The organism is Sphingopyxis sp. 550B (assembly GCF_057401805.1).
On the sequence record NZ_CM171610.1, the window covers coordinates 68035 to 88240 of the forward strand.

At 64.2% G+C, this 20206-nt stretch carries 18 protein-coding genes; 2 read left to right on the top strand and 16 right to left on the bottom strand.

The annotated features are described in order from the left end of the window. Positions 1–460: 460 nt before the first annotated feature. Complete coding sequence (locus AC2S9W_RS00320) at positions 461–1912, top strand: alpha-L-fucosidase (RefSeq protein ID WP_286750051.1); 1452 nt, start codon at positions 461–463, stop codon at positions 1910–1912. A 141-nt stretch (positions 1913–2053) separates the two neighbouring features. On the opposite strand, the gene AC2S9W_RS00325 is transcribed toward AC2S9W_RS00320, so the two are convergent. The 6 genes from AC2S9W_RS00325 to AC2S9W_RS00350 form a co-directional block, all read right to left on the bottom strand. Further along, positions 2054–2968, bottom strand: a complete 915-nt coding sequence (locus AC2S9W_RS00325; RefSeq protein WP_486571469.1) for a LysR family transcriptional regulator — start codon at positions 2966–2968, stop codon at positions 2054–2056. 127 nt (positions 2969–3095) lie between these two features. Next, positions 3096–3995: an enoyl-CoA hydratase gene (locus AC2S9W_RS00330; RefSeq protein ID WP_486571470.1), complete on the bottom strand. Its 900-nt coding sequence runs from the start codon at positions 3993–3995 to the stop codon at positions 3096–3098. 47 nt (positions 3996–4042) lie between these two features. Continuing rightward, positions 4043–5050 (bottom strand): polysaccharide deacetylase family protein, encoded by a 1008-nt coding sequence (locus tag AC2S9W_RS00335; RefSeq protein ID WP_486571471.1) that lies wholly within the window; start codon positions 5048–5050, stop codon positions 4043–4045. An 18-nt stretch (positions 5051–5068) separates the two neighbouring features. Beyond that, the gene (locus tag AC2S9W_RS00340; protein ID WP_486571472.1) at positions 5069–6622 is read right to left on the bottom strand and encodes an AMP-binding protein; all 1554 of its coding nucleotides are present in this window, start codon (positions 6620–6622) and stop codon (positions 5069–5071) included. A gap of 91 nt (positions 6623–6713) precedes the next feature. Next, the gene (locus AC2S9W_RS00345; RefSeq protein WP_486571473.1) at positions 6714–8936 is read right to left on the bottom strand and encodes a TonB-dependent receptor; all 2223 of its coding nucleotides are present in this window, start codon (positions 8934–8936) and stop codon (positions 6714–6716) included. Positions 8937–9203: 267 nt separating this feature from the next. Continuing rightward, positions 9204–10331, bottom strand: coding sequence for a CaiB/BaiF CoA transferase family protein (locus AC2S9W_RS00350; RefSeq protein ID WP_486571474.1), 1128 nt, complete (start codon positions 10329–10331; stop codon positions 9204–9206). Between the two features lie 503 nt (positions 10332–10834). On the opposite strand from AC2S9W_RS00350, the gene AC2S9W_RS00355 reads away from it, so the two are divergent. After that, positions 10835–12064: an MFS transporter gene (locus AC2S9W_RS00355; RefSeq protein ID WP_486571475.1), complete on the top strand. Its 1230-nt coding sequence runs from the start codon at positions 10835–10837 to the stop codon at positions 12062–12064. A gap of 184 nt (positions 12065–12248) precedes the next feature. On the opposite strand, the gene cobU is transcribed toward AC2S9W_RS00355, so the two are convergent. Genes cobU through AC2S9W_RS00405 form a run of 10 tightly spaced genes read right to left on the bottom strand, consistent with a single transcriptional unit; the run spans position 12249 to position 20113 of the window. Beyond that, entirely contained in the window at positions 12249–12761 is a 513-nt protein-coding gene (cobU, locus tag AC2S9W_RS00360) for a bifunctional adenosylcobinamide kinase/adenosylcobinamide-phosphate guanylyltransferase (RefSeq protein ID WP_067185971.1), read from the bottom strand. Beyond that, positions 12758–12967, bottom strand: coding sequence for a hypothetical protein (locus tag AC2S9W_RS00365; RefSeq protein ID WP_486571476.1), 210 nt, complete (start codon positions 12965–12967; stop codon positions 12758–12760). The genes cobU and AC2S9W_RS00365 overlap by 4 nt, the downstream gene beginning before the upstream one ends. After that, positions 12967–13905 carry an adenosylcobinamide-phosphate synthase CbiB gene (gene cbiB, locus AC2S9W_RS00370; protein ID WP_486571477.1) on the bottom strand — a complete coding sequence of 313 codons (939 nt, stop codon included), beginning with the start codon at positions 13903–13905 and terminating at the stop codon, positions 12967–12969. Before cbiB ends, AC2S9W_RS00365 begins: the two co-directional genes overlap by 1 nt. Then, positions 13898–14878 carry an aminotransferase class I/II-fold pyridoxal phosphate-dependent enzyme gene (locus tag AC2S9W_RS00375; RefSeq protein ID WP_486571478.1) on the bottom strand — a complete coding sequence of 327 codons (981 nt, stop codon included), beginning with the start codon at positions 14876–14878 and terminating at the stop codon, positions 13898–13900. Before AC2S9W_RS00375 ends, cbiB begins: the two co-directional genes overlap by 8 nt. Continuing rightward, positions 14875–15597, bottom strand: coding sequence for an adenosylcobinamide-GDP ribazoletransferase (locus AC2S9W_RS00380; protein ID WP_486571479.1), 723 nt, complete (start codon positions 15595–15597; stop codon positions 14875–14877). Before AC2S9W_RS00380 ends, AC2S9W_RS00375 begins: the two co-directional genes overlap by 4 nt. Then, positions 15594–16163: a histidine phosphatase family protein gene (locus tag AC2S9W_RS00385; RefSeq protein ID WP_486571480.1), complete on the bottom strand. Its 570-nt coding sequence runs from the start codon at positions 16161–16163 to the stop codon at positions 15594–15596. Before AC2S9W_RS00385 ends, AC2S9W_RS00380 begins: the two co-directional genes overlap by 4 nt. After that, positions 16160–17176, bottom strand: coding sequence for a nicotinate-nucleotide--dimethylbenzimidazole phosphoribosyltransferase (cobT, locus tag AC2S9W_RS00390; RefSeq protein ID WP_486571481.1), 1017 nt, complete (start codon positions 17174–17176; stop codon positions 16160–16162). The genes AC2S9W_RS00385 and cobT overlap by 4 nt, the downstream gene beginning before the upstream one ends. Continuing rightward, on the bottom strand, positions 17173–17580 hold the full coding sequence (locus AC2S9W_RS00395) for a DUF1636 domain-containing protein (protein ID WP_486572105.1): 408 nt from the start codon (positions 17578–17580) through the stop codon (positions 17173–17175). The genes cobT and AC2S9W_RS00395 overlap by 4 nt, the downstream gene beginning before the upstream one ends. Before the next feature lie 2 nt (positions 17581–17582). Then, positions 17583–18128, bottom strand: coding sequence for a hypothetical protein (locus AC2S9W_RS00400; RefSeq protein ID WP_424539956.1), 546 nt, complete (start codon positions 18126–18128; stop codon positions 17583–17585). Between the two features lie 32 nt (positions 18129–18160). Next, positions 18161–20113, bottom strand: a complete 1953-nt coding sequence (locus AC2S9W_RS00405; protein WP_486571482.1) for a TonB-dependent receptor plug domain-containing protein — start codon at positions 20111–20113, stop codon at positions 18161–18163. Positions 20114–20206 lie beyond the last annotated feature (93 nt).

Sequence of the window (20206 nt, forward strand, 5' to 3'; positions counted from 1 at the left end):
CCTCTCCCGCCGCCAGCGATCCTGCTGGTCGATTATTGGCGCGATGGGCCCGCTTCACCGGGTCCACGCTATGTACGGCGAAATGCCATTGCGGCATTCCCCGTCACCATCGTTATAGGTGTTTCATATATTAGTCTATAATAGTATATTTAACATCGCGATTTTATCGATGGGAGAGCCATTCCCGGCGCATTTGCGGGGATTGCCCGGCGATGGCAGGAGCATCTTATCTCATTGGAAAAGCAAGACGACATCGCCACGACGATTTCGATGTTCGCACATGTTGCAATGGCGTAATATATTTTTCTATGATGATAGAATCATCATGATCGGCTTGCCACGGCCGACACGACCATCGCCACGAAGCGGGCGAGGTATAGGGGAGACAGGAAATGAACGGAGTTTCGCGCGCGATGGATCGGCGGACGGTCTCGACGGGCATTGGCGAGGGCCAGGGCTGATGGCTTCCACCGCCCGGACGCTTGCCGAACTGAACGCGCGCGCCCTCCCCGACTGGTATCAGGACGCGAAGTTCGGGATTTTCATCCATTGGGGCGCGTTCGCCATCCCCGGCTTTGCCCCGCGCCTTGGTTCGATCGGCGAAGCCTTCGCCAGGGACTATGACCGGGCGGTCGCGATGGTGCCCTATACCGAATGGTATTGGAACGCGATCAAGGTTCCGGGAACGCCTTCTGCCGAATTCCACCGGGCGCATTATGGCGATGCGCCCTATGAGGATTTCAAGCAGCCGTTCGAGGCGGGACTCGACCATTGGGACCCCGCCGCCTGGGCGGAGGCGTTTCGCGACGCCGGCGCGCGTTATGTCGTGCTCGTCACCAAGCATCACGACGGGCTTTGCCTGTGGCCCAGCCGGATCGCGAACCCGCATCAGGCGGGATGGACGACCGGACGCGACATCGTCGGCGAGCTCGCCGCAGCGGTGCGCGCTGCCGGGCTCCGCTTCGGGGTCTATTATTCGGGCGGGATCGACTGGACCTTCAACCGGCGCCCGCTGCGAACGCTCGGCGACTTCATCGCTTCGACGCCCGGGGGCGACTATCCGGCCTATGCGATGGCGCAGGTGCGCGAACTGATCGACCGCTATGAACCGTCGGTGCTGTGGAACGACATCAGCTGGCCCACGCGGCCCGGGCCGCTGTACCGGCTGTTCGCCGACTATTATCGGGCGGTGCCCGACGGCGTGGTCAACGACCGCTGGGTGGCGGCCAGCCTGCAGCGCGACCTGCTGAAAATTCCGCTGGTGCGGCGCTATGTCGACCGGAAGATCAAGGCGGCGATCGCCAGGCAGGGTCCCGATGCATCACAGGGGATCATTCCGCCGGAAATTCCGCACAGCGATTTTCGGACGCCCGAATATGCAGCCTTCGCCGAAATCCAGGAGAAGAAATGGGAAGCGACACGGGGGATGAGTCACAGCTTCGGCTTCAACCGCAACGACGACGAAAGCGACTACGCCAGCGCCGATACGCTGCTCCACGATTTCATCAATGCCGTGTCACGCAACGGAAATCTGCTGCTGAACATCGGACCGCGCGCAACTGACGCGGGCATACCCGACGAACAGCTTCGTCGCCTGAAACGCTTCGGCGCATGGCTCCGCGCAAATGGCGACGCCATCTACGGCACGCGGCCATGGACGCAATCGGATGGCGAGACCGAATGCGGGCTTGCCGTCCGCTTCACCGCCGCACCGGGGCGCGTGAACCTGATCGTCAAGGGGCCGGTGGCCGACACGCGGCTGGTGATCAAGAATCTGGCCCTCTCGGGCAAGGGCGTCCGTCTCGGCGATGGCAGCCCGGTCGAGATCGAGGCGCGCGGCCCCGATCTGCAGCTGACCTTCGCTTCTTCCTGCGTCGACACTGTCGGCACGGCTGTTTCCGTCGCGGTTTAGGGTAGCAAGACGACCGAAGTCGTCACGGTCAGCGGCGGGCACCCGACGGCTTCTCCAAACGGTTTCACAAAGGGTGAAAAATCGTTGCGCACGTCAGGGCGCCGTGCGGCGCCGGTGTCGCCCCGGACTGACGGTGCCTTGTCACGGATTGTCGGTGGATTTATTTTTCTGGCCCAGGAATTCGACGATCCGGCGCATGGCCAATGTCGCCGGGAAATGAGGGTTGGTACAGATGGCGAATTTTCGCAGCGCCCAGGTCTCGTCCAGGTCGATCAAACGCAGTCCAAGCGAATAGGCCAGGTTGCGAGCGGCGACGACCGGCAGGATGCCGATCCCGAAACCGGATTGGACCATCCGGCAGACGCCATCGAAGCTGTCGACTTGCGCGCGGATCTGTAAAGGCATGCCGGTCGTGGTGGCAACCGATTGCAACAGGCGAGTCATCGATGCGTTATCCTCCAGCACGACGAAGCTTTCGTCATGGAGGTCAGCGAATTGCATCCTGTCGATACCTTCGCGAAAGTTGCTCGGCGCCACGATCGCGAGCCTGTCTTCCTTATATGGAACGGTGTCCAGACCGTCGGTAATCGTGCCCGCCATGACGATCCCGACGTCAGCCAGGCCTTCGCGGATAAGCGAAACGATGTTGCCGGTGTAGGCTTCGCGCAGATCCACTCGCGTGTCGGGATAGGTCGCCGCAAACCGTGACAGATCCTCCGGCAGAAACTGGGCGATCGCCGACGTGCACGCGTGGAGTTTGACGGTTCCGATGAGACCGCTGGCATAATCCACGAGATCGCGCGTTGCGATGTCGAGGCGCCTGAACACGTGGTGGGCATGGTCCAGCAGAACCCGGCCGGCCGATGTCGCCTCCACCCCGCGCCCGGTCCTGTCGAACAACCGCGCGCCATAATATTCTTCCAGGTTCTTGATCCGCCGGCTGGCCGCGGCGAGCGCGATGTTCATCTCGTTGGCGGCCTTGGAAATACTTCCGAGTTTCGCCGCCAGAACGAAGAGATTGAGCGATTCAAGATTTACCTGGTGTCGGCCACGCATCAACTTAGCCCGTCCGGTTGAGAACTTTGATACGCTCTATCATGGCAGGAAGCCAGGTGCACCTGCAACGCCAGGTTTCCCTGGAGGCGGGACGCCCCGATGGTGCGAACCGGGAATCAACATGCCGTCAGGAAGTCGAACCCTTGGCCGGGTCGTATACCTTGGCATTATAATCGACGTTCTTCGACATGATTCCGCGCGTATCGATGAGGGTGCCAAGCGTCTGCATGTTATGCGCGTGGCTGAGTTGATGATAGGCAAATGCAGTCTGCATCGCTCCGGCCCGTCCCTGCGCGTCTTGAGCCGCATTGACTGCCTCTTTGGCCAGCTTGAGAGCGAACAAGGGCTTCCTGGCTATTTTCCTCGCAAGTTCGAGAGTGAAGCTGTCGAGTTCGTTGCGGTCGACGACATGGTTGACCATGCCGAGCCGATGGGCGTCCCGGGCGCTCACGAACTCCGAAGTGAAGAGCATTTCTTTCGCCCGGCGTACGCCCAATTCCCATGGGTGCTGGAAAAACTCCGCGCCGCACACGCCCATCGCCACGGTGTTGTCTGCAAAAAGCGCGTTATCGGCCGCGATGATGATGTCGCACGGCCATATCAGCATGAGGCCGGCTGCGATCACGCGTCCCTGGACCTGTGCGATCACTGGCTTGGGAATGTTGCGCCACCTCTCCGACAAGCCCTGGTAGACTTCCTTCTCGCGCGCCATCACCCCTTCGCACCCCTCGCAGCCAAAGCCGGTCCAGGTCCCGACGACCTGATACTGTTCGAGGACCTCGGCGGCGTCGCGGTTCTTGAGGTCATGGCCGGACGAAAAGTCGTCGCCCACTCCGCCCAATATGATCACCTTGACCTCGTCATCCTGGACGGCACGGTCGAACGCATCGTTCAGTTCGTAAAGCAGACGGGTATTCTGCGCGTTTCGGGTCTCGGGTCGATTGAGCAGAATGCGCACGATCGCCGGGTCCGGCTGCTCGTACAGGATCGTGGTGAAGCTGTCTTGTGCGGGGGGCTTGAGAGGCATTGGAGATCCTTTGGGATTTCGACCGCGGTGACGCGGTCGGCAAGACGTCAGTGTTGATCCGGCGACAGCGGGAAGGCACCGGCCTCCACGCCGAAACATTCCTCGATATTCGCCCGCATCCGGCGCACGATGTCGATCTGCGCTTCGCCCTCGCGGGGGAACAGCTTTTCAATTTCTTCGAGAATGCCGGGGTGGCGATCGTTAACCGGTACGCCCAGGGCCAGCGCCCATTTCTCTATCTGGAAGATGAATTCCGGGCTGATCCGGGGCGGCATCTCGGCATTGGCACGATCGCGCATCGCTTCATCGAGAGACACGAATTGCACGCCGTGAGCCACGAAAGCGTCGAGGATACGCTCGAGGCATTCGCCAGCGATCGGGGTCCCGTGAATCAGCCAGACAAGCGCCACGTCGCGACCGAAAACAGCTCGTGCGTTGGCGGCGTGGATGCGCAGCTGGCGCAGCGCGCTTTCGACATAATCGTCGTGCAGCGCCGCCAGGTCGTCGGACCGTCCGTACTTGACGACGCGCGTGTGGGCGGCATGCCAGCGAAAGTCGTGAAAATTGGCGCTCACGGGGATCGGGAAGTAGCCGCTGTCGGCGACGAAATTCGTGATCTCGTCGCATTTGCACTGCGTATCGCCCCACATGTCCATGCAGAAACGAAAACAACGGCGCGGCGCTGCATCGATGTATCGCCCGATCAGCCGCTCCGAACGCTCGATATCTCGAGCGTAAGCGTCGGCCGCGAGCCAGTTTATGCTGGGATGGTGGTGGGTATGGTTCCCGACATGATGGCCACCCTCGACCCACAGGTCGAACACTTCCGACAGATCGGGATCGTCATCCAGCTTCAGGGTGTTGGAAAATTGATAGATCCCGGCAAGACGATGCGCGGCCAGTGCATTCATCAACGACCGGGCGGTGCCGCCGGCGGAATGGCCTGGAGCCATGCCTATATTGCGAAACAGCAGAAGATCGTCGACGGTCACCGCGACCTTGACGGGGCCGAGCGGCGATACGGGATGGTCTTTGCCGCCGTCGATGAGATTCATTCGCAATCTTCCTTTCCATCAGGCGACATTTCTGGCCCGACCTTTCCAGAATGGCGCCCGCAGGGCTTGCTTGTCCACCTTGCCCACCGCCGTCAGCGGTAGGGATCCGACGATATCGATCGTCTTGGGTGCATAGAGCGGGCCTTTGCGATCCCGAACATGACGTTGCAGCGCTTCCGCCGGAAGCTCGTGACCGGGACGGAGAATGATAAACGCGTGCACCGCCTCGCCCCAACTTTCGTGCGGCACCCCGATCACCGCGCAGGATGACACGTCGGGATGGCTGTTGAGCAGGTCCTCAACCTCGCGCGGATAGACGTTCGTCCCCCCGGTCACGATCATGTCTTTCTTGCGATCGACAATCGAAAGGCGCCCGAACTCGTCGATAAAGCCGATATCGCCTGTGTGGAGCCAGCCATCGGCGAGGGCGACACCCGTTTCGTCCGGATTATCGAGGTAACCAGCCGTGACGGCGGGCCCGCGCACGCAGATTTCACCGACCTTGCCCGGATCGCTTTCATATTCGCCCGCATCGCTGGCGATGGCGAGTTGTACCGTGCTGACCGGCGTTCCACAGGCCTGGAGTGAGGCGGGGTCACCGCGGTCGTGATGCTCCTTCGACAGGATGGCAATAGGCGTGCATTCGGCTTGCGCATAGATTTGCGCAAAGACTGGTCCGACCAGATCCATCGCTTGGCCAAGCCGGTCGGGAGAGATGACGGACCCGGCATAGGCGATGAGTTCGAGGGACTGCAGGGCAGCGCGGTCCGGAGCGGCATCGAGCAGGCGATAGACCATCGTCGGAACCATGAGCGTCGCATTGATGCGTTCGCGTTCGACGATCCTGACGAATTCGTCCACGTCAAATTTCCTGGCAAGATGGATCGTGCCGCCACGCATGAGGGTCGGCAGGATGAGTTGGCCGCTGACATGACTTATCGGCGCGAGCGCCAGATAGCGCGGACAGTCAGGCATGCCGAGTTCGCCGTTCAGCGTGATGGACTGCATCGCAACCGATGCGCCGCTTTTCATCACGATCTTGCTGCGCCCGGTCGTGCCGCCGGTCAGGCTGAGGTTCACGATATCGCCGGATGAGGCAATATCTTGCGCCGGCACATCTGCACTTTCGTCGGCCAGGTGCATCAAATCATGACCGACCGTGGCGGCGCCAACGCTGAAAATCATCAGCCCGGGAACCCTGTCAGCCAGTTCGCGAGCGCGGGTGGCAAACGCGTCGGTGTCGATCACCAAAGCGACCGCGCCCAGTTCCGCAAGTTGATCGACGTGCAGGTCGAGCGCGCTTAGCGGATGGAGCCAGGTTGTGGCGATGCCCAGCCCTTGCGCGGCGACATTTGCACACCAAGGTTCCGGGCGGTTCTCGCTGAGAAAGGCAATCTTTGCGCCACGCCCGAAGCCATGAGCGCGAAAGACCGCCTGCTCGCCTGCGATCAAAGCGCTTACCTGACGATAGCTTAGCTGCGCGTCGCCCTGCCTGAACGCGATTCTCGCGGGGTATTTCGCCAAAGCACGCATGACGAGGGTGTAGAATGTCGGCAAGCTGTTCAGTTCCATCCGCCCCGTTCTCCTTTACGCAGTGGGCCCCGGCAGTCCGTCGAACCATAACCGGCGAGGCCGCGCGAATTTCGTATCCCGTTCGCGTGGGTTAGAATTCATACCTGAATTGCGCGCCGAACGTGCGGGGCGGGCTGACCGAGCCGTTGACCGGAGAGCCATACACCGCCGAACCGACGAGCCCGTTGGCACGCGTGACCTTGTCGGTGATATTACGCACGAAAACGCTTGCGATCCAACTCTGGCCGTCCGGGCGGTACGTCAGAAATGCGTTGGCCTTGACGTTGCCCGCCTGCCCGACGCGCGGATCGTTGAACGCCGTGAAATAGACCCGAGAGGTGTAATTCATTTCTCCGCGTGCGGTGAGCGAACCCGAGCCAAGGTCGAAACGATATTGCGCGCCGGCATTGACGGTCACTCGAGGTGCCTGTGTCAGGCGTTTGCCATCGAGATCCTGCTCTCCGAGCGCGGGACGACCCGGGTCGAGCGATTGAAAATCCTTGTAACGACTGTGCAGGTACGAGAGCGATCCATCGAACTGCAGCGCATCGGTAGGCAGCACCGTCAGTTCCAGTTCGCCGCCGTAGAGAACGGCCGAGGCGGCATTTTCGGTGACCACCGTGCTGTTGATGACCTTGGACACCTGCAGGTTGCTGTAATCATAGTAGAATCCCGCGAGGTTGGCCCTTATGGCGCGATCCAGCGCGGTCACTTTTATGCCCCCTTCATAGGCCCAGAGCTTCTCCGGCGCGAACGCGGGGCGATCAACCCCCAGGTTGAAGCCGCCGCTCTTGAACCCTTTCGACACGGTAGCGTAGAATAGTGCATCGGGCGTGGCCTGAAATTGCACGCCCAGCTTGGGAGTGAACGCCGTGTTCCTGGTCCTCGCCGACCGCGGGAAACCGGGGAGGGGTATCAACGAGGCGTTGGGATCGTAGGCGCGCGCGAAATCAAGCTGGAATATGTCGTCGATCGAGATATTCTCCCGATTGTAGCGTGCCCCCGCGATGATTTTCAGGCTATCGGTTACAGCAAGATCGAGCTGGCCGAAAACGGCCACCGCTTTGACGTGCGTATCGCCTGCGACGACGAAGCCATTCGTCATGAAGTCGGAGCCACCCGAGATCATGAGATTTCGTGTAGCCTGCGTACTGGCGTATATTTTCTCGTCGAAATAATAACCACCGACGAGCCAGTCGGTTTCTCCGATTTTCCCCGATAACTGTAGCTCCTGACTGATTTGGCGGGAGCGCTCTGCATTAATATAGTAGTTCAGAGGTATTTCGGTTTGATCCAGGTCGGAAATGAATTCGTATCGAGAATGCCTGTATCCCGTCAGGCTTTTGATCGTAATCTGATCGAGGTCGTAACTGATCGTTCCCGAAAAGCCATAAACCCGCTTGTCGTTCGTGGGATCGCGATCGCTGTTGATGTCGCGCAGGTTCCCGGCCGGCGTACCGCCGAGGGCGACGCCTGGTAGCGTGGTGCCGGGATTGTACAGGTCAAAATAGTGGATTCCGTACGAGTTGTCGCTCTCGCGATAGAAATCGCCCGTCAGGGTCATACTCAACCGCGAGGTCGGCTCGATCCTGATCGTGGCTCGCGCGCCGCGCTGGTTTGCGTCGTCGATGTCGGTACCCGTGTGGAGATTCTTGCCGTAGCCGCTACGATTGTTCGATACGACCGCCAGTCGGGCCTGCACACCTTCGGCCAGCGGTCCGCTTACCGCGGCCTGCAGCGAAACGGTGCCGTAATTCCCGACGGTCAGATCGGCATAGCCCGCCAGCGAATCCGTCGGTTGCCTGCTGATGACGTTAATCGAGCCGCCAGTTGCGTTGCGGCCATAAAGGGTACCCTGCGGTCCCCTCAGGACTTCGACGCGTTCGACATCAAAGAAGGACCCCAGCTGTGCGCCGGGACGGCTGACATAAACGCCATCGATGTGATATGCGATACGGGCTTCGGAACCGGGATTGATCGCGTCGAAACCGATGCCACGGATTGCGATACGCGCTGCGCCGCCATATGTCCCGAAGTTCACGCTCGGCGCAATCGTCATCAAATCGGCCACGCTGGTGACTTGCCGGTCGCGCAGGGCATCGCCGCTCAGGGCGGTGATCGCGATGGGAACGCGCTGGATGTTCTCCGATCGCTTTTGGGCCGTTACCACGATATCGCCCATCGGCGAATTCCCACTGTCGGCCTGTATGGAATTCGGCTTGGTTGCTGCGGCGTCCTCGGCCGGTTGCGGCTCGGCGGCCATGGCTGGCAAGGCAGTGCCGGCAAGTAGCAGGCCAGTCATAAATTTCTTCATTGGATGTTCCTCCCCTCGCATTCGTGCTCTCGTCCAATCGAAAGCCGAACGTCTGTCCAAATACTTCGTAGTCGCCCCGGACACCGGAATGCAGCCAGATTGCAGGGAAATCAGACTTCGCAAGATTCGAAATCCCATGCGATGCGCGGCCAGCACATTTCCGCGCCTGCCGTACAATCGCAGGAGCGGCATGATCGTCGACGATGGCGCCTCCCACCACTCCTGCCCGAGCAGCTGCAACGCGCAACCGGGGAGCGCATCGCTCGCCTATGCGATCATGCCGATTTCGCGCAGGATTTCATCGGTATGCTCGCCGACTGCAGGAATGGCGTCCATCCGCGCTTCGGCCTGACCGGGCGGCAAAAGCGCCGGGATCGGACCGACCGGACTTTCCACCGTTCGCCAACGGTCGCGTGCGATAAACTGCGGGTGCGCCCATAGCTCGGCCATGTCGTTGATGTTGGCATTGGCAATCCTGGCACGTTCGAGCCGCTCCAGGACCGTTTCGCGCGGAAGCTTCAGCAATACCGAGTTGATGATTTGTCCGAGTATTTCGCGGTTGTCATTTCGACAGGCGTTCGTGCAGAAACGAAGATCGGAGGCCAAGTCGGACCGTTCCAGCACGATGCGGCAGAAAGCCTCCCATTCACGCTCGTTCTGCACGCCAAACATGATGCTGCCGGTTGCCGTCCTGAAAGGCCCATACGGAAAAATCGTCGCATGTGAGGCGCCGACCCGCGGCGGTGGCGGGGCGCCATCGAACGAATAATAGAGCGGATACCCCATCCATTCGGCGCTGGCTTCCAGCATGGAAACATCGATATGACGGCCCTGCCCGGTACGTCCGCGCTCGATCAGCGCTGCCAGTATGCCCGAATAGGCATACATCCCGGCCGCGATGTCGGAAATGGAACAACCTGCCTTGCAAAGTTCTTCGGCAGAGCCCGTTACCGAAAGAAAACCACTCTCGCTTTGTATCAGCAGGTCATAGGCTTTCCTGCCATGATCCGGACCGTCATTCCCATAGCCCGAGATGTCGCATAAGATCAGCCGTGGATGGCTTTTTCGCAAGGTTTCTGCATCGAATCCCATCCGGGCCACCGCGCCCGGCGCCAGATTCTGCACGAACACATCAGCTCGATCGACCAACCGCATCAATGCCTCAAGACCTTCCTGAGACTTCAGGTTCAAAACGACGCTTTGTTTCGATCTGTTGCACCAGACGAAATGCGACGAAAGCCCGCGAACGCGCATATCATACTGGCGCGCGAAATCGCCCTCCGAGCGTTCCACCTTTATGACTCGCGCGCCGAGGTCGGCCAACTGACGCGTTGCGAAAGGCGCGGCAATCGCATGCTCCAGGCTAACCACGGTCAGTCCTTGCAATGGCAGCATGTCAGACGATCTCCCCGTGCGAAATCGTCGCCGGGACTGGTGATCCTGCTCCATTGCAAACTGCGAAAAGCGGGCGAAGAGCCGCCTGTCGAACTTCGAATTCCCTTTTGACTCGAGGCACGATCATCCCCCTTCCGCCTATGTTGAGCATCTTGATCCGATGGGGTCTCGCCTCTCGCCCGCTTTCGAACCAGACTCCTTATCGGCAAATCGGACTTCGCATTTGGCGAAATTGGAGTCATCGCAGGCGAGAAACAGCCGTATCCCATATCGTCGCCTGAGCGGAACGGCACGGACCCGATCGCGCATCGGCAACCGATCACTTGCTGCGATGGGCTCCGGCTACGACGACCAACCTTTCGAAATTGGCGAAGTCACACTTCGCTTGAATCGAGCTTGTGACTTACGCCACGGCCGTCGAGAAGCGGTTCCAAAGAGCGGCGTCTGTTGCTCATATGGATTTCGGCCGGTGGTCAGCCACGTGCAGCGCGAGAGGAATTTGGATGATCGCTGTCGATCTCACCCGTGATGGGCCTGCGCCGGGTGCGGGAACATCCGGCTCTCACCGCACGATCGCGCTATGCGGTTTGACGATGATCGTCGAAGGGTTTGACACCTATGCGATCGGGTATGTCGGGCCGGCGATCGCGAAAGAATGGGCAATGTCGCAGGTGCAGGTCGGCCTTGTCTATTCGATCGGGGTGGCGGCTTCGCTGGTCGGCTCGGTGGTCTTTGGCGGTCTGGCGGATCGCTTCGGGCGCCGGCGACTGCTGATAGGGGCCACCATCCTGTTCGGGATCGCCACGTTGCTGGGAGCGGTGGCCGGCGGAGTGGGTACGCTGATCGTCAGCCGTCTGTTGGCGGGGATCGGGCTGGGCGCCTCGATCCCTTGTGCATTGGCCCTGGCAACCGAGGCGGCGTCAGAACGACATCGCGCCAGCGTCCCCGTGCTGATGTCCGCAGCCATCGCCAGCGGCATGATTTTCTCCGGTCTGGCAGCCGCGCTGATCATGCCGGCATATGGATGGCGGGGCTTGATGGCAGCTGGCGGCATCATCCCGCTTTTATTGGTCGCACCGATGTATTGGGGCCTGATCGAGACCCGGCAAGCGGAAAGCGAGGAGGAGCAAGAAAAACCCTGGCGCATCTTAACGCAGCGTCCGATCGCGACTTTGGTGGCCGTGATGACGCTCGCGCTTTTCGGTACCTATCTCGTGGCGTTCTTCATGAGCTTTTGGTTGCCTTCGATGCTCACGCCGCTGACCGCCGATATCCAAGGCGTCGGTTTCGGTATGATGGTCATCAAGACCGCCAGCCTTTTGGGGTCGTTGACCGTCGCGGCGTTGATGGCTCGGGTCCAACCGGGCCGTCTGTTGCCGGCCACATTCCTTATCGGTGCCGTCGCGCTGGCACTGGGGCTGCGCGATCACGGAAATTTCACAACGACGGTCGCCGTCCTCGCGTTCATCAGTTTCTTCATCGATGGAGCGTTCAGCGGAATTATCGGGTTCGGTGCGTGGATATTTCCGAGCCGCATCCGCGCCACGGCAATTGGTGTCACGACCGGCATGGGCCGCTTTTCGGGCGGGACGCTCGGCCCCATGGCAGGCGGCATGATGCTCGATCGCGGCTTCGGCCTACCTGCGATTGCAACAATCGCCGCCATGCCTTTGCTGATGGCCGGCCTTCTGGTCGCAATCGCAGCCGGCATACACCGACGCGGAAATGCATGAGCACGAACATTGCCATTGTCGAAGCAAGCCCACGCGATGGAACGTGAGCTGCGGTGCTGCGATGGGTGGACCGCCGACGCGTATTGCCGTTGCGTTATTCGCCGCATTCGAAAGACGCGCAAGCGACCTCTCGTTCATTCTGGCTGATGGACGCAAGTCCATGCGCACCCCTTCATACGGCGAACTATTTCAGGCGCTGCGGAAGACCAGCGAATATCATCTGCACCTCCTGGACAGCCGCAGCGACGGCCTGGTTCGTCCGACCGGCTTCGTCGCGGAAGCGACGCGCCAGTGCGTTGTCCGGCACGATCCCGAGGCCGACCTCGTTGGCGACGAGGATGAGCTGGCCCCCGAACCGCCCAATGGCTTCGCAAAGCTCGCGCGTCGCGGCTTCGCAATCGGCCTCCGCCAGCATGAGGTTGGATATCCAGATGGTGAGGCAATCGACCAGGACGACGGCGTCCGCGTCATCGGCGGCGTCGAGCGCGGCGGCGAGATCATGCGGCGCCTCGACCGTTTGCCATCGTTCGTCTCTGTCCGCCCGGTGGCGCGCGATACGGTCGCGCATCTCCGCGTCATGGGCTTCCGCCGTGGCGATGAAGATGTGCCGGCCCGCGATCGCTTCGGCGCGCGCCTGCGCGTATCGGCTCTTTCCCGATCGCGCGCCGCCCAGCACGAAAAGGCTTCGTCCGGTCATGCGCTCCCCTTCCCCCTTCCCGCCGGCGCGAGCAAGCCGCCGACATCGCCATGCCGCGCATCGAAATCGGCACGATAGTCGCGACCGCTCGCCGTGACCCCGATGCGGCCCAGCAGCGCGCGGCGCAGGTCGACGGAGGCGAAGAGACCGTGCAGACAGGAACCCAGCACCGATTGACCGACGTCGGACCCGGTCGCTTGCAACATCACAGCACCCATTCGGCACCCCCCGCGAGAAGCCAGAGCAGCGCGCAGGCGCCGAGGTAGAGACGCAGCGCCCGGCGGATGTCGAGGCTCGACGGCGCGCGCGCTCCGTCGCCGATCCAGGGCTTGTCGTGCAGGACGCCGTCATAGGCGACCGGGCCCGCGAGGCGCAGCCCGAGCGCGCCCGCCATGGCCGCCTCCGACCATCCGGCGTTGGGCGAGGCGTGCTTACCGGCGTCGCGCCGCAGGATGCGCCAGCCGCCGCCGCCCGCGAGGCAGATCAGCAGCGCCGACAGGCGGGCGGGGATGAGGTTGAGCAGATCGTCGGCGCGCGCCGCCGCCCAGCCGAAGGCGCGCCAGCGTTCCTCGCGGTGGCCGATCAGGCTGTCGGCGGTGTTGACCGCCTTATAGGTCCAGGCCCCCGGCAGCCCCAGGACCAGCAGCCAGACGACGGGTGCGGTCACGCCGTCGCAAAAGCTTTCCGCAAGGCTTTCGATGGCGGCGCGCGAGATGCCGCCTTCGTCGAGTGCGGCGGTATCGCGGCCGACGATCGCGCCCACGGCGGCGCGGGCGGCGGGCAGACCTTCGCTATCGAGAGCATCGGCGACGGCGCGGACATGGTCGAACAGGCTGCGCTGCGCGATCGCCGGCCAGGCGAGCAGCGCCACGGCCGCCCACCCGAACGCGCCCAGCCGTTCGAGCAGCAGCGACTGGACGAGCCAGGCCGTCCCGCCGACCAGCCCGGCCAGCAGCAGGACGGTCAGCAGCCCCAGCAGGCGGCGCGTGCCGAAGCGTCGTTCCGGTCCGTTCCAACGCCTCTCGGCGGCGTCGATCAGCCGCGCGAACCATCCGACCGGATGCCCGGCCAGCCGGTAGAGGGTACGCGGCCAGCCCAGCGCGGCGTCGAGCCCCAGCGCCGCCAATGTGACCGGATCAGCCATCGGCGAGGGCGGCCTTCAGCCGCAGGAGCGCTGCGTCGTCCCCCGGAAGGCCGAAACGCAGCCATTGCGGCTGTTCCGCAAAGGGCCGCGTCAGGATGGCGCGGCGCGCCAGCCGTTCGAACAAGGCGCGCGCGTCGGCGGTCTCGACGAGCCGGAACAGCGGGCATGCACCGACCGGCATATATCCGGCCTCCCGCAACAGCGCATCGAGCGCGGCTGCCTGCTTCGGCAGGCGGCGGCGCGTGGCGGCAATCCAGTCCGCGTCGGCGTAGGCGGCGGCGCCGATGGCCACGGCGGCGGCGGACACCGACCAGGCGCCGAGCAGGGCGCGCAGATCGCGCAGGAACGGCTCCGGCCCCAGCACGAAGCCGAGCCGCACCCCGGCCAGCCCGAAGAATTTCCCGAAGGAGCGGAAGAGGATCAGGCGCGCGTCGTCGCCCACCGCCGGTGCGAGGCTCAGCGCGGGATCGACATCGGCGAAGGCTTCGTCGACCAGCAGCCAGCCCGTCCCGCCCCGGCTCGCGAGCAGGTCGCGAAGCGTCGCGGGCGTGACGGTCCGGCCGTCGGGATTGTTGGGATTGGCGAGGATGATGCTGCCGCCATGCCGCCCGATTGCGTCTGCACCCGTGGCCATTGCGTCCGGAATCATCTCGCCGTGCGTGCGATAGCCGGGTGCAGCGTATCGGGCCTCGCCGCCGATCAGCGCGCCGGCGAGGCGGAGGCCGATCTCGGTTCCCGGGACGGCGCAGACGTGGCGCGCGGCGACGCCGAAACAGGAGGCCGCCACGGCCTCCAGCCCGGCGATGGCGCCGCGTTCGGGGAGTCGCCGCCAGTCGATGTCCACGCGCTCCGTATCCGGCCAGGAATTGGGGTTGATCCCCGTCGACAAATCGATCCAGGGGTCGTCGCCCGAGCCGAACCGGCGCTTCGCGGCCGACAGGTCACCGCCGTGCCATGTCCACGGCTCGCTCATGCAACTTGCAGCCACAGCAGCGCCGCGAACAGCGACAGGCTTTCGGTCACTTCGATTCCGGCGCCATGGCCGTCGCCCGACACGCCGCCGATCGCGCGGCGCAGCCACCACCCCCAGCCGAGCAGGAAGAGGGGTGTAGCGAGAAGCGCGGGCGACCAGCAGGAAGCCGCCGCGAGCAGCGTGCCCCACAGCAGGAGATCGCCGATGCGGACGCCGCCGCGAAAGCGAGAACCCAGCCCCGCGTGAAGATCGGGCAGCCACCGCGACCAGACGAGCGGCCCGGTTCGCGCCGCGAAGGGGACGAGGGCGATGGCTAGGAAGGCCTGCGCCTCGATCAGGGCGTGGAGCAGAACCAGCTTGGCGACCAGTTGCAGGACGATCGCGACGACCGCGAAGCTGCCGACATGGGGATCGGACAGGACGGCGATTATGCGGTCGCGATCCTTGTGCGCCGCGCCGCGCGCATCGGCGATGTCGCCCAGCCCGTCGAGATGAAGCGCCCCGGTGACGCCCACCCACAGGAGCAGCGCGAGCAAGGCTCCCGACCAGCCGTCCAGCCTGGCGCCGCCCCATGCGGCCGCGGCGACGATCGCGCCGACGAGGAGCCCAACCGCCGGAAACCAGTGCATCGAGGCCGCGAATTCCGCGCTGGAAACGGCGGCCAGACGCGGCGTCGGCAACCGCGTCAGGAACTGGATGGCGATCAGCAGCCCCTTCATGGGCGCAGGCCGGTGATCTGCGCGACCGGCGCGTCGCCCGGCCACAGGCGCAGCGAGACGAGGACGCCATATGGCAGGTCGAACGACCATATCGAACGCCGTTCGAAGCCGCAGAGACCGTGCAGCGCCGCGCGGATCGCGCCGCCGTGCGTGACGATGAGCGTGGGGGCCGGTTCCAGCCCGGCGACGGCGCGCGACACGCGCGCGACGAGCGCCGACCAGCGTTCGCCGCCCGGCGGCGGGTTGGCGTCGGGATCGTCCCAGAAACGGGCCATGGCCTCGCGGTCGATCTCTTCGGCCGCGCGGCCGTCCCACGCGCCAAAATCGATTTCGCGCCAGCGGGGGTCGACGGCGAGCGGCCGGCCGATGGCCGCTCCGATTGCTTCGCCCGCCAGCCGGCAGCGCCGCAGGTCCGACGCGATCAGCCGTTCGGCGCCGACGGTGCGCGCCTGTGCGACGCAGGCGGCGATGCCCTCGGCCGTCGGCGCGCTGTCGGTCCGGCCCAGCAGCAGCCCCGGCCGCTCGGGCGCGCCATGGCGCAGCAAATGGAGCGCGAAGCCGGTCACAGCGATGCCGACACCGCGGCCTCGGCAAAGGTCGCCATCCGGTCGTGCGCGGCGAGTGCCGCGCGGACGACCCCGGTCGCCACCGCCGCCCCGCTCCCTTCGCCGAGCCGCATCCCGAGCGACAGCAGCGGATCGAGCCCAAGCTTTTCGAGCAGCAGCGCATGGCCCGGCTCGGCCGAGCAATGGCCCGCGATGCAATGGTCGGCGATCGCCGGATTGTCCGACGCCAGCGGCGCGATCGCCGCGCAGCAGATGAAGCCGTCGAGAAGGACGGGAACGCCCAATTGCCGCGCCCGCACCGCCGCGCCGGCGATCGCCGCCGTCTCGCGGCCGCCGACGCGGCGCAGCGTCTCGAACGCCGAACGCCCGGCATGGGCATGGACGGCGACCGCGCGCTCGACCACCTCGGCCTTGCGCGCCGCGCCCTGAGTATCGACGCCCGTGCCGGGGCCGACCCAGTCGGCGGCCGTGCCGCCGAAGCTGCGCGCGCATAGCGCGGCGGCAGCGGTCGAATTGGCGATTCCCATTTCACCCAGCACGATCATGTCGATCCCCTCGTCAACGACCGCCGCCCCGGCGTTGAGCGCGTCGAGGCATTCGGCCCGGGTCATCGCCGGCCCGGCCGTGAAGTCGGCGGTCGGCCGGTCGAGGTCGAGCGCGACGATCTGCAATTCCAGTCCGGCGGTAGTCGACAGCGCGTTGATCGCCGCGCCGCCCGCCTCGAAATTGGCGACCATCTGGGCCGTGACGGTTGAGGGAAAAGCGCTGACGCCGTGCACGGCGACGCCGTGATTGCCGGCGAAGACCGCAGCGCGCGCGCGGTCGAGGCGCGGGCGCTCGCGCGACTGCCAGCCGGCGAAGAAGATGGCGATGTCTTCCAGCCGCCCCAGCGATCCGGCCGGCTTGGTCAGCGTCATCTGGCGCGCGCGGGCAGCCTCTTGCGCTTCGCCGTCGATATTCCGCGGACGCGCCAGCGCGACCTCGAAATCCGCGATCGAGGCAAAGGCGGTCATTCGGCGACGAATCCCGGCGGCGGAACGCGGACGAGGAAATGTCCCTTCACGCCTTCCGGCCAGTCGGCATAAGCGACGCGGCCTTCGGCGCTGGCGGCATGATGCACGGCATAGTCGAGAATGGCGCGCGCCGCCGCTTCGTCCGGCGTGAAGCGGCCGAGCACATAGCCGACCTTCCCCGGCGCACGGATATGGACCGCGCAATATTCCTTGCAGGCGAACAGGCAGGGCATCTCCTCGACCGCGATCCGCGCATAGGCGGGCTCGCTGCGGGCAAGTCCGCGCAGCAGCCCGGCGAGCCGCGCCCCGCCGCGCACGCCCTCTTCATCCTCGCGCGCATCCTCGCCGTGACGGCAGGTGTTGCACACGATGACGGAGGGGCCGTCGGCGGCGGGGCGCAGCATCGTCACGCGGCCTGCGGTCTCGACACGTTCGCGGGCACGTCGAGGCTGAAGCCCGCGCGCGTCAGCAGGGCCTGCGCCGCCAGCAGTCCGGCGAAGATCGCGCCATAGCGCACGAACTGGCGCAGCAGCACTTCGCCCGAAAAGGCCGACCAGCCATGGTCGAGCAGCGCCACCCAAGCGAGAATGCCGAGTTTGAAGCCGACGAAGGCGGCGGTGTAGCTGGCGCTCATCCGCACGGCGGCGGGGCGGCTGCGCATCGAGCGCGCGACGGCCTCCGCCGACAGCAACGAGACTACCGCCGCCATGCCGAGCGCGAACGGCCACGCCGGGTTGCCCGTCTGATGCATGAAATAGGTCACGGCCTGCGCGGCGAACCAGGCAACGAACATCAGCATCAGTCCGATGCGACGCGGCACGTGCGTCGCGGCCAGCGCGGCCAGCGACGGAAAGGGCGTTGCACAGGCCAGAATCATCGAGGCGACGGTGCTCACCCCGGCCATGGTGCCGACCCAGACATTGCGTGCGAGAGCGGTAGAAGGCGTCTTCATATTCTTCTCCTCTGGCTGAAAATTCGGGCGCATCAGAAGCGTCCCCGGAAACCGGCGTAGATGGCGCGGCCTAGTGTGCCGTAACGGTAGGCCGTCATATAATTCTCATCGAAGATGTTCTCGGCACGCGCGAAGAAGCGGACATTCTCCGACAATCTGAATTCGGCGCGCAGGTCGATAAGCGTGTAATCGTCGAGGACGATGCTGTTCGACGCATTGTCGAAGCTCTTGCCGGACCAGCGCAATGCCGCTCCGACGTCGAGACCGAAGGGAAGAGCATAGCCGACCGACGCATTGGCCGCGTGGCGCGGACGGCGCGGCAGGTCCCTGCCGAAATTGGTCGCGCCCGGCGAACGATCCTCGGCCACGATCCAGCTATAATTGCCGTCGAGCGTCAGCGCGCCCAGCGTCAGCGCCGCCGTCGCCTCGATCCCATGCGCCTCGCCGCGCGCGACATTGGAATAATAGCCCGAACGGCGCGTGGAATCGCCAGGGACCAGGCAGAGCGGATTGGGCGTGGTGGGCGAGCAGGAATTGAAGATGATCTGCCCGGTCGTGGTGCGATCGAACCAGACCCCGCCAACCGTCAGAGCGCGGCCGAACAATTGCTGCTCGATCCCTGCTTCCCAGCCATGCGCTTCCTCCGGGTCGAGCGCGACATTCCCATATTCGCTGAACATCTGATACAGCGTCGGCGCCTTGAAGCCTTCGCCATAGCTCGCGCGCAGGATGGTCCCGGTCGGCAGCCGCCAGACACCGCCCGCCGCAAACAGTGTCTGCCCGCCGAAGCGGTCGTGATCGTCATGGCGGACGCCGCCGTTGATCGTCAGCCCGTCCAGGGGCTCGACGCTGAGCTGGCCATAAAGGCTCGTCACGTCCGCCTTGCCGATCGCGAAGTCGGGAAGGGGCGTTGCCAGCGAACCCGAAGGCGAACGGCTGCGGAACCTCGACCGTTCATTCTCGACGCCGAAGACCGCGCTGACGCCGCGCGTGACATCGATATTGCCCTGATATTCCCAGCGGCGATTCTCTCCCTTGGCCTGAAGGCTGACTGGACGAGCACGCAGCGGCCCGTAATTGCTGCGATCGGTGTCGGTGTAGGAATAGGAAATCCGGTTGCGGAAACGCCCATCCAACAGGTCGAAGTTGGCGCCGGCATAGCTCACGAATTCCTCGTTGAGCGCGTAGTCCGGTGTATCGCCGCTCGTCGAATCGAGATTGACGCGCGCCTTGGAATAATAGCCGCGCACTTCGACGCTGAGGTTCGAAGCCAGCGCCAGTTCGGCGCGGCCCGTCACGCTGCGGTTGCGATAGCCGTCGCGCTCGCCGCCGCCAAAGGCTGGGGCGATCGCCGAAATGCCGTCGGTGGTGAAGCTTTGCCCACCAATGCGCCAGCTCAGTGGGCCCGTGCGGCCGCCGATCGCGGCGCGCGCGCTGACCGTGTTGCGCGACCCGGCCTCGATGTCGAAGCTGCCTTCCAGCGGTTTTTCGGGGATGGCCGTGACGATATTGACAACGCCGCCGATCGCCTGGCTGCCCCACAGGATCGATTGCGGACCACGCAGGATTTCGATCCGCTCCATGTCGCCGACCAGCAGGTTGGCGAAATTATAGCCGCCGCCGGCCGCCGCCGGATCGTTGAGCTTCACGCCATCGATCACGACAACGGTATGATCGGACTCGGCGCCGCGGATGCGCAGCGATGTCGCGGTGCCATAGCCGCCGTTGCGCGAAACGGTGATGCCCGGCGTGCGCAGCAGCAACTCGGTCGCGCCGATGTCCTGCGACCGGTCGATCGCCGCCTTGTCGAGCACGGTGATCGTAGACGGCACCTCGTCGAGTGCGAGCGGCGCGCGCGTCGCGGTGACGACGATGCTGTCCTCTTCGGACGTCGCGGCGGCGTTGGCGGCTTCTGCGGCCGATACGGGAAAGCCGGCTGCAAGTGCCGCCAGTGAAATGGAACTTCGAACAATAACACGGAACATAGGGTACCCCATCGACAAGACCATTCGGTCGCTGGGTCGATGGCGGCCCACCCTGATAGGCGAACGACATCGGCCCGCGCGGCCGCGCGGTCA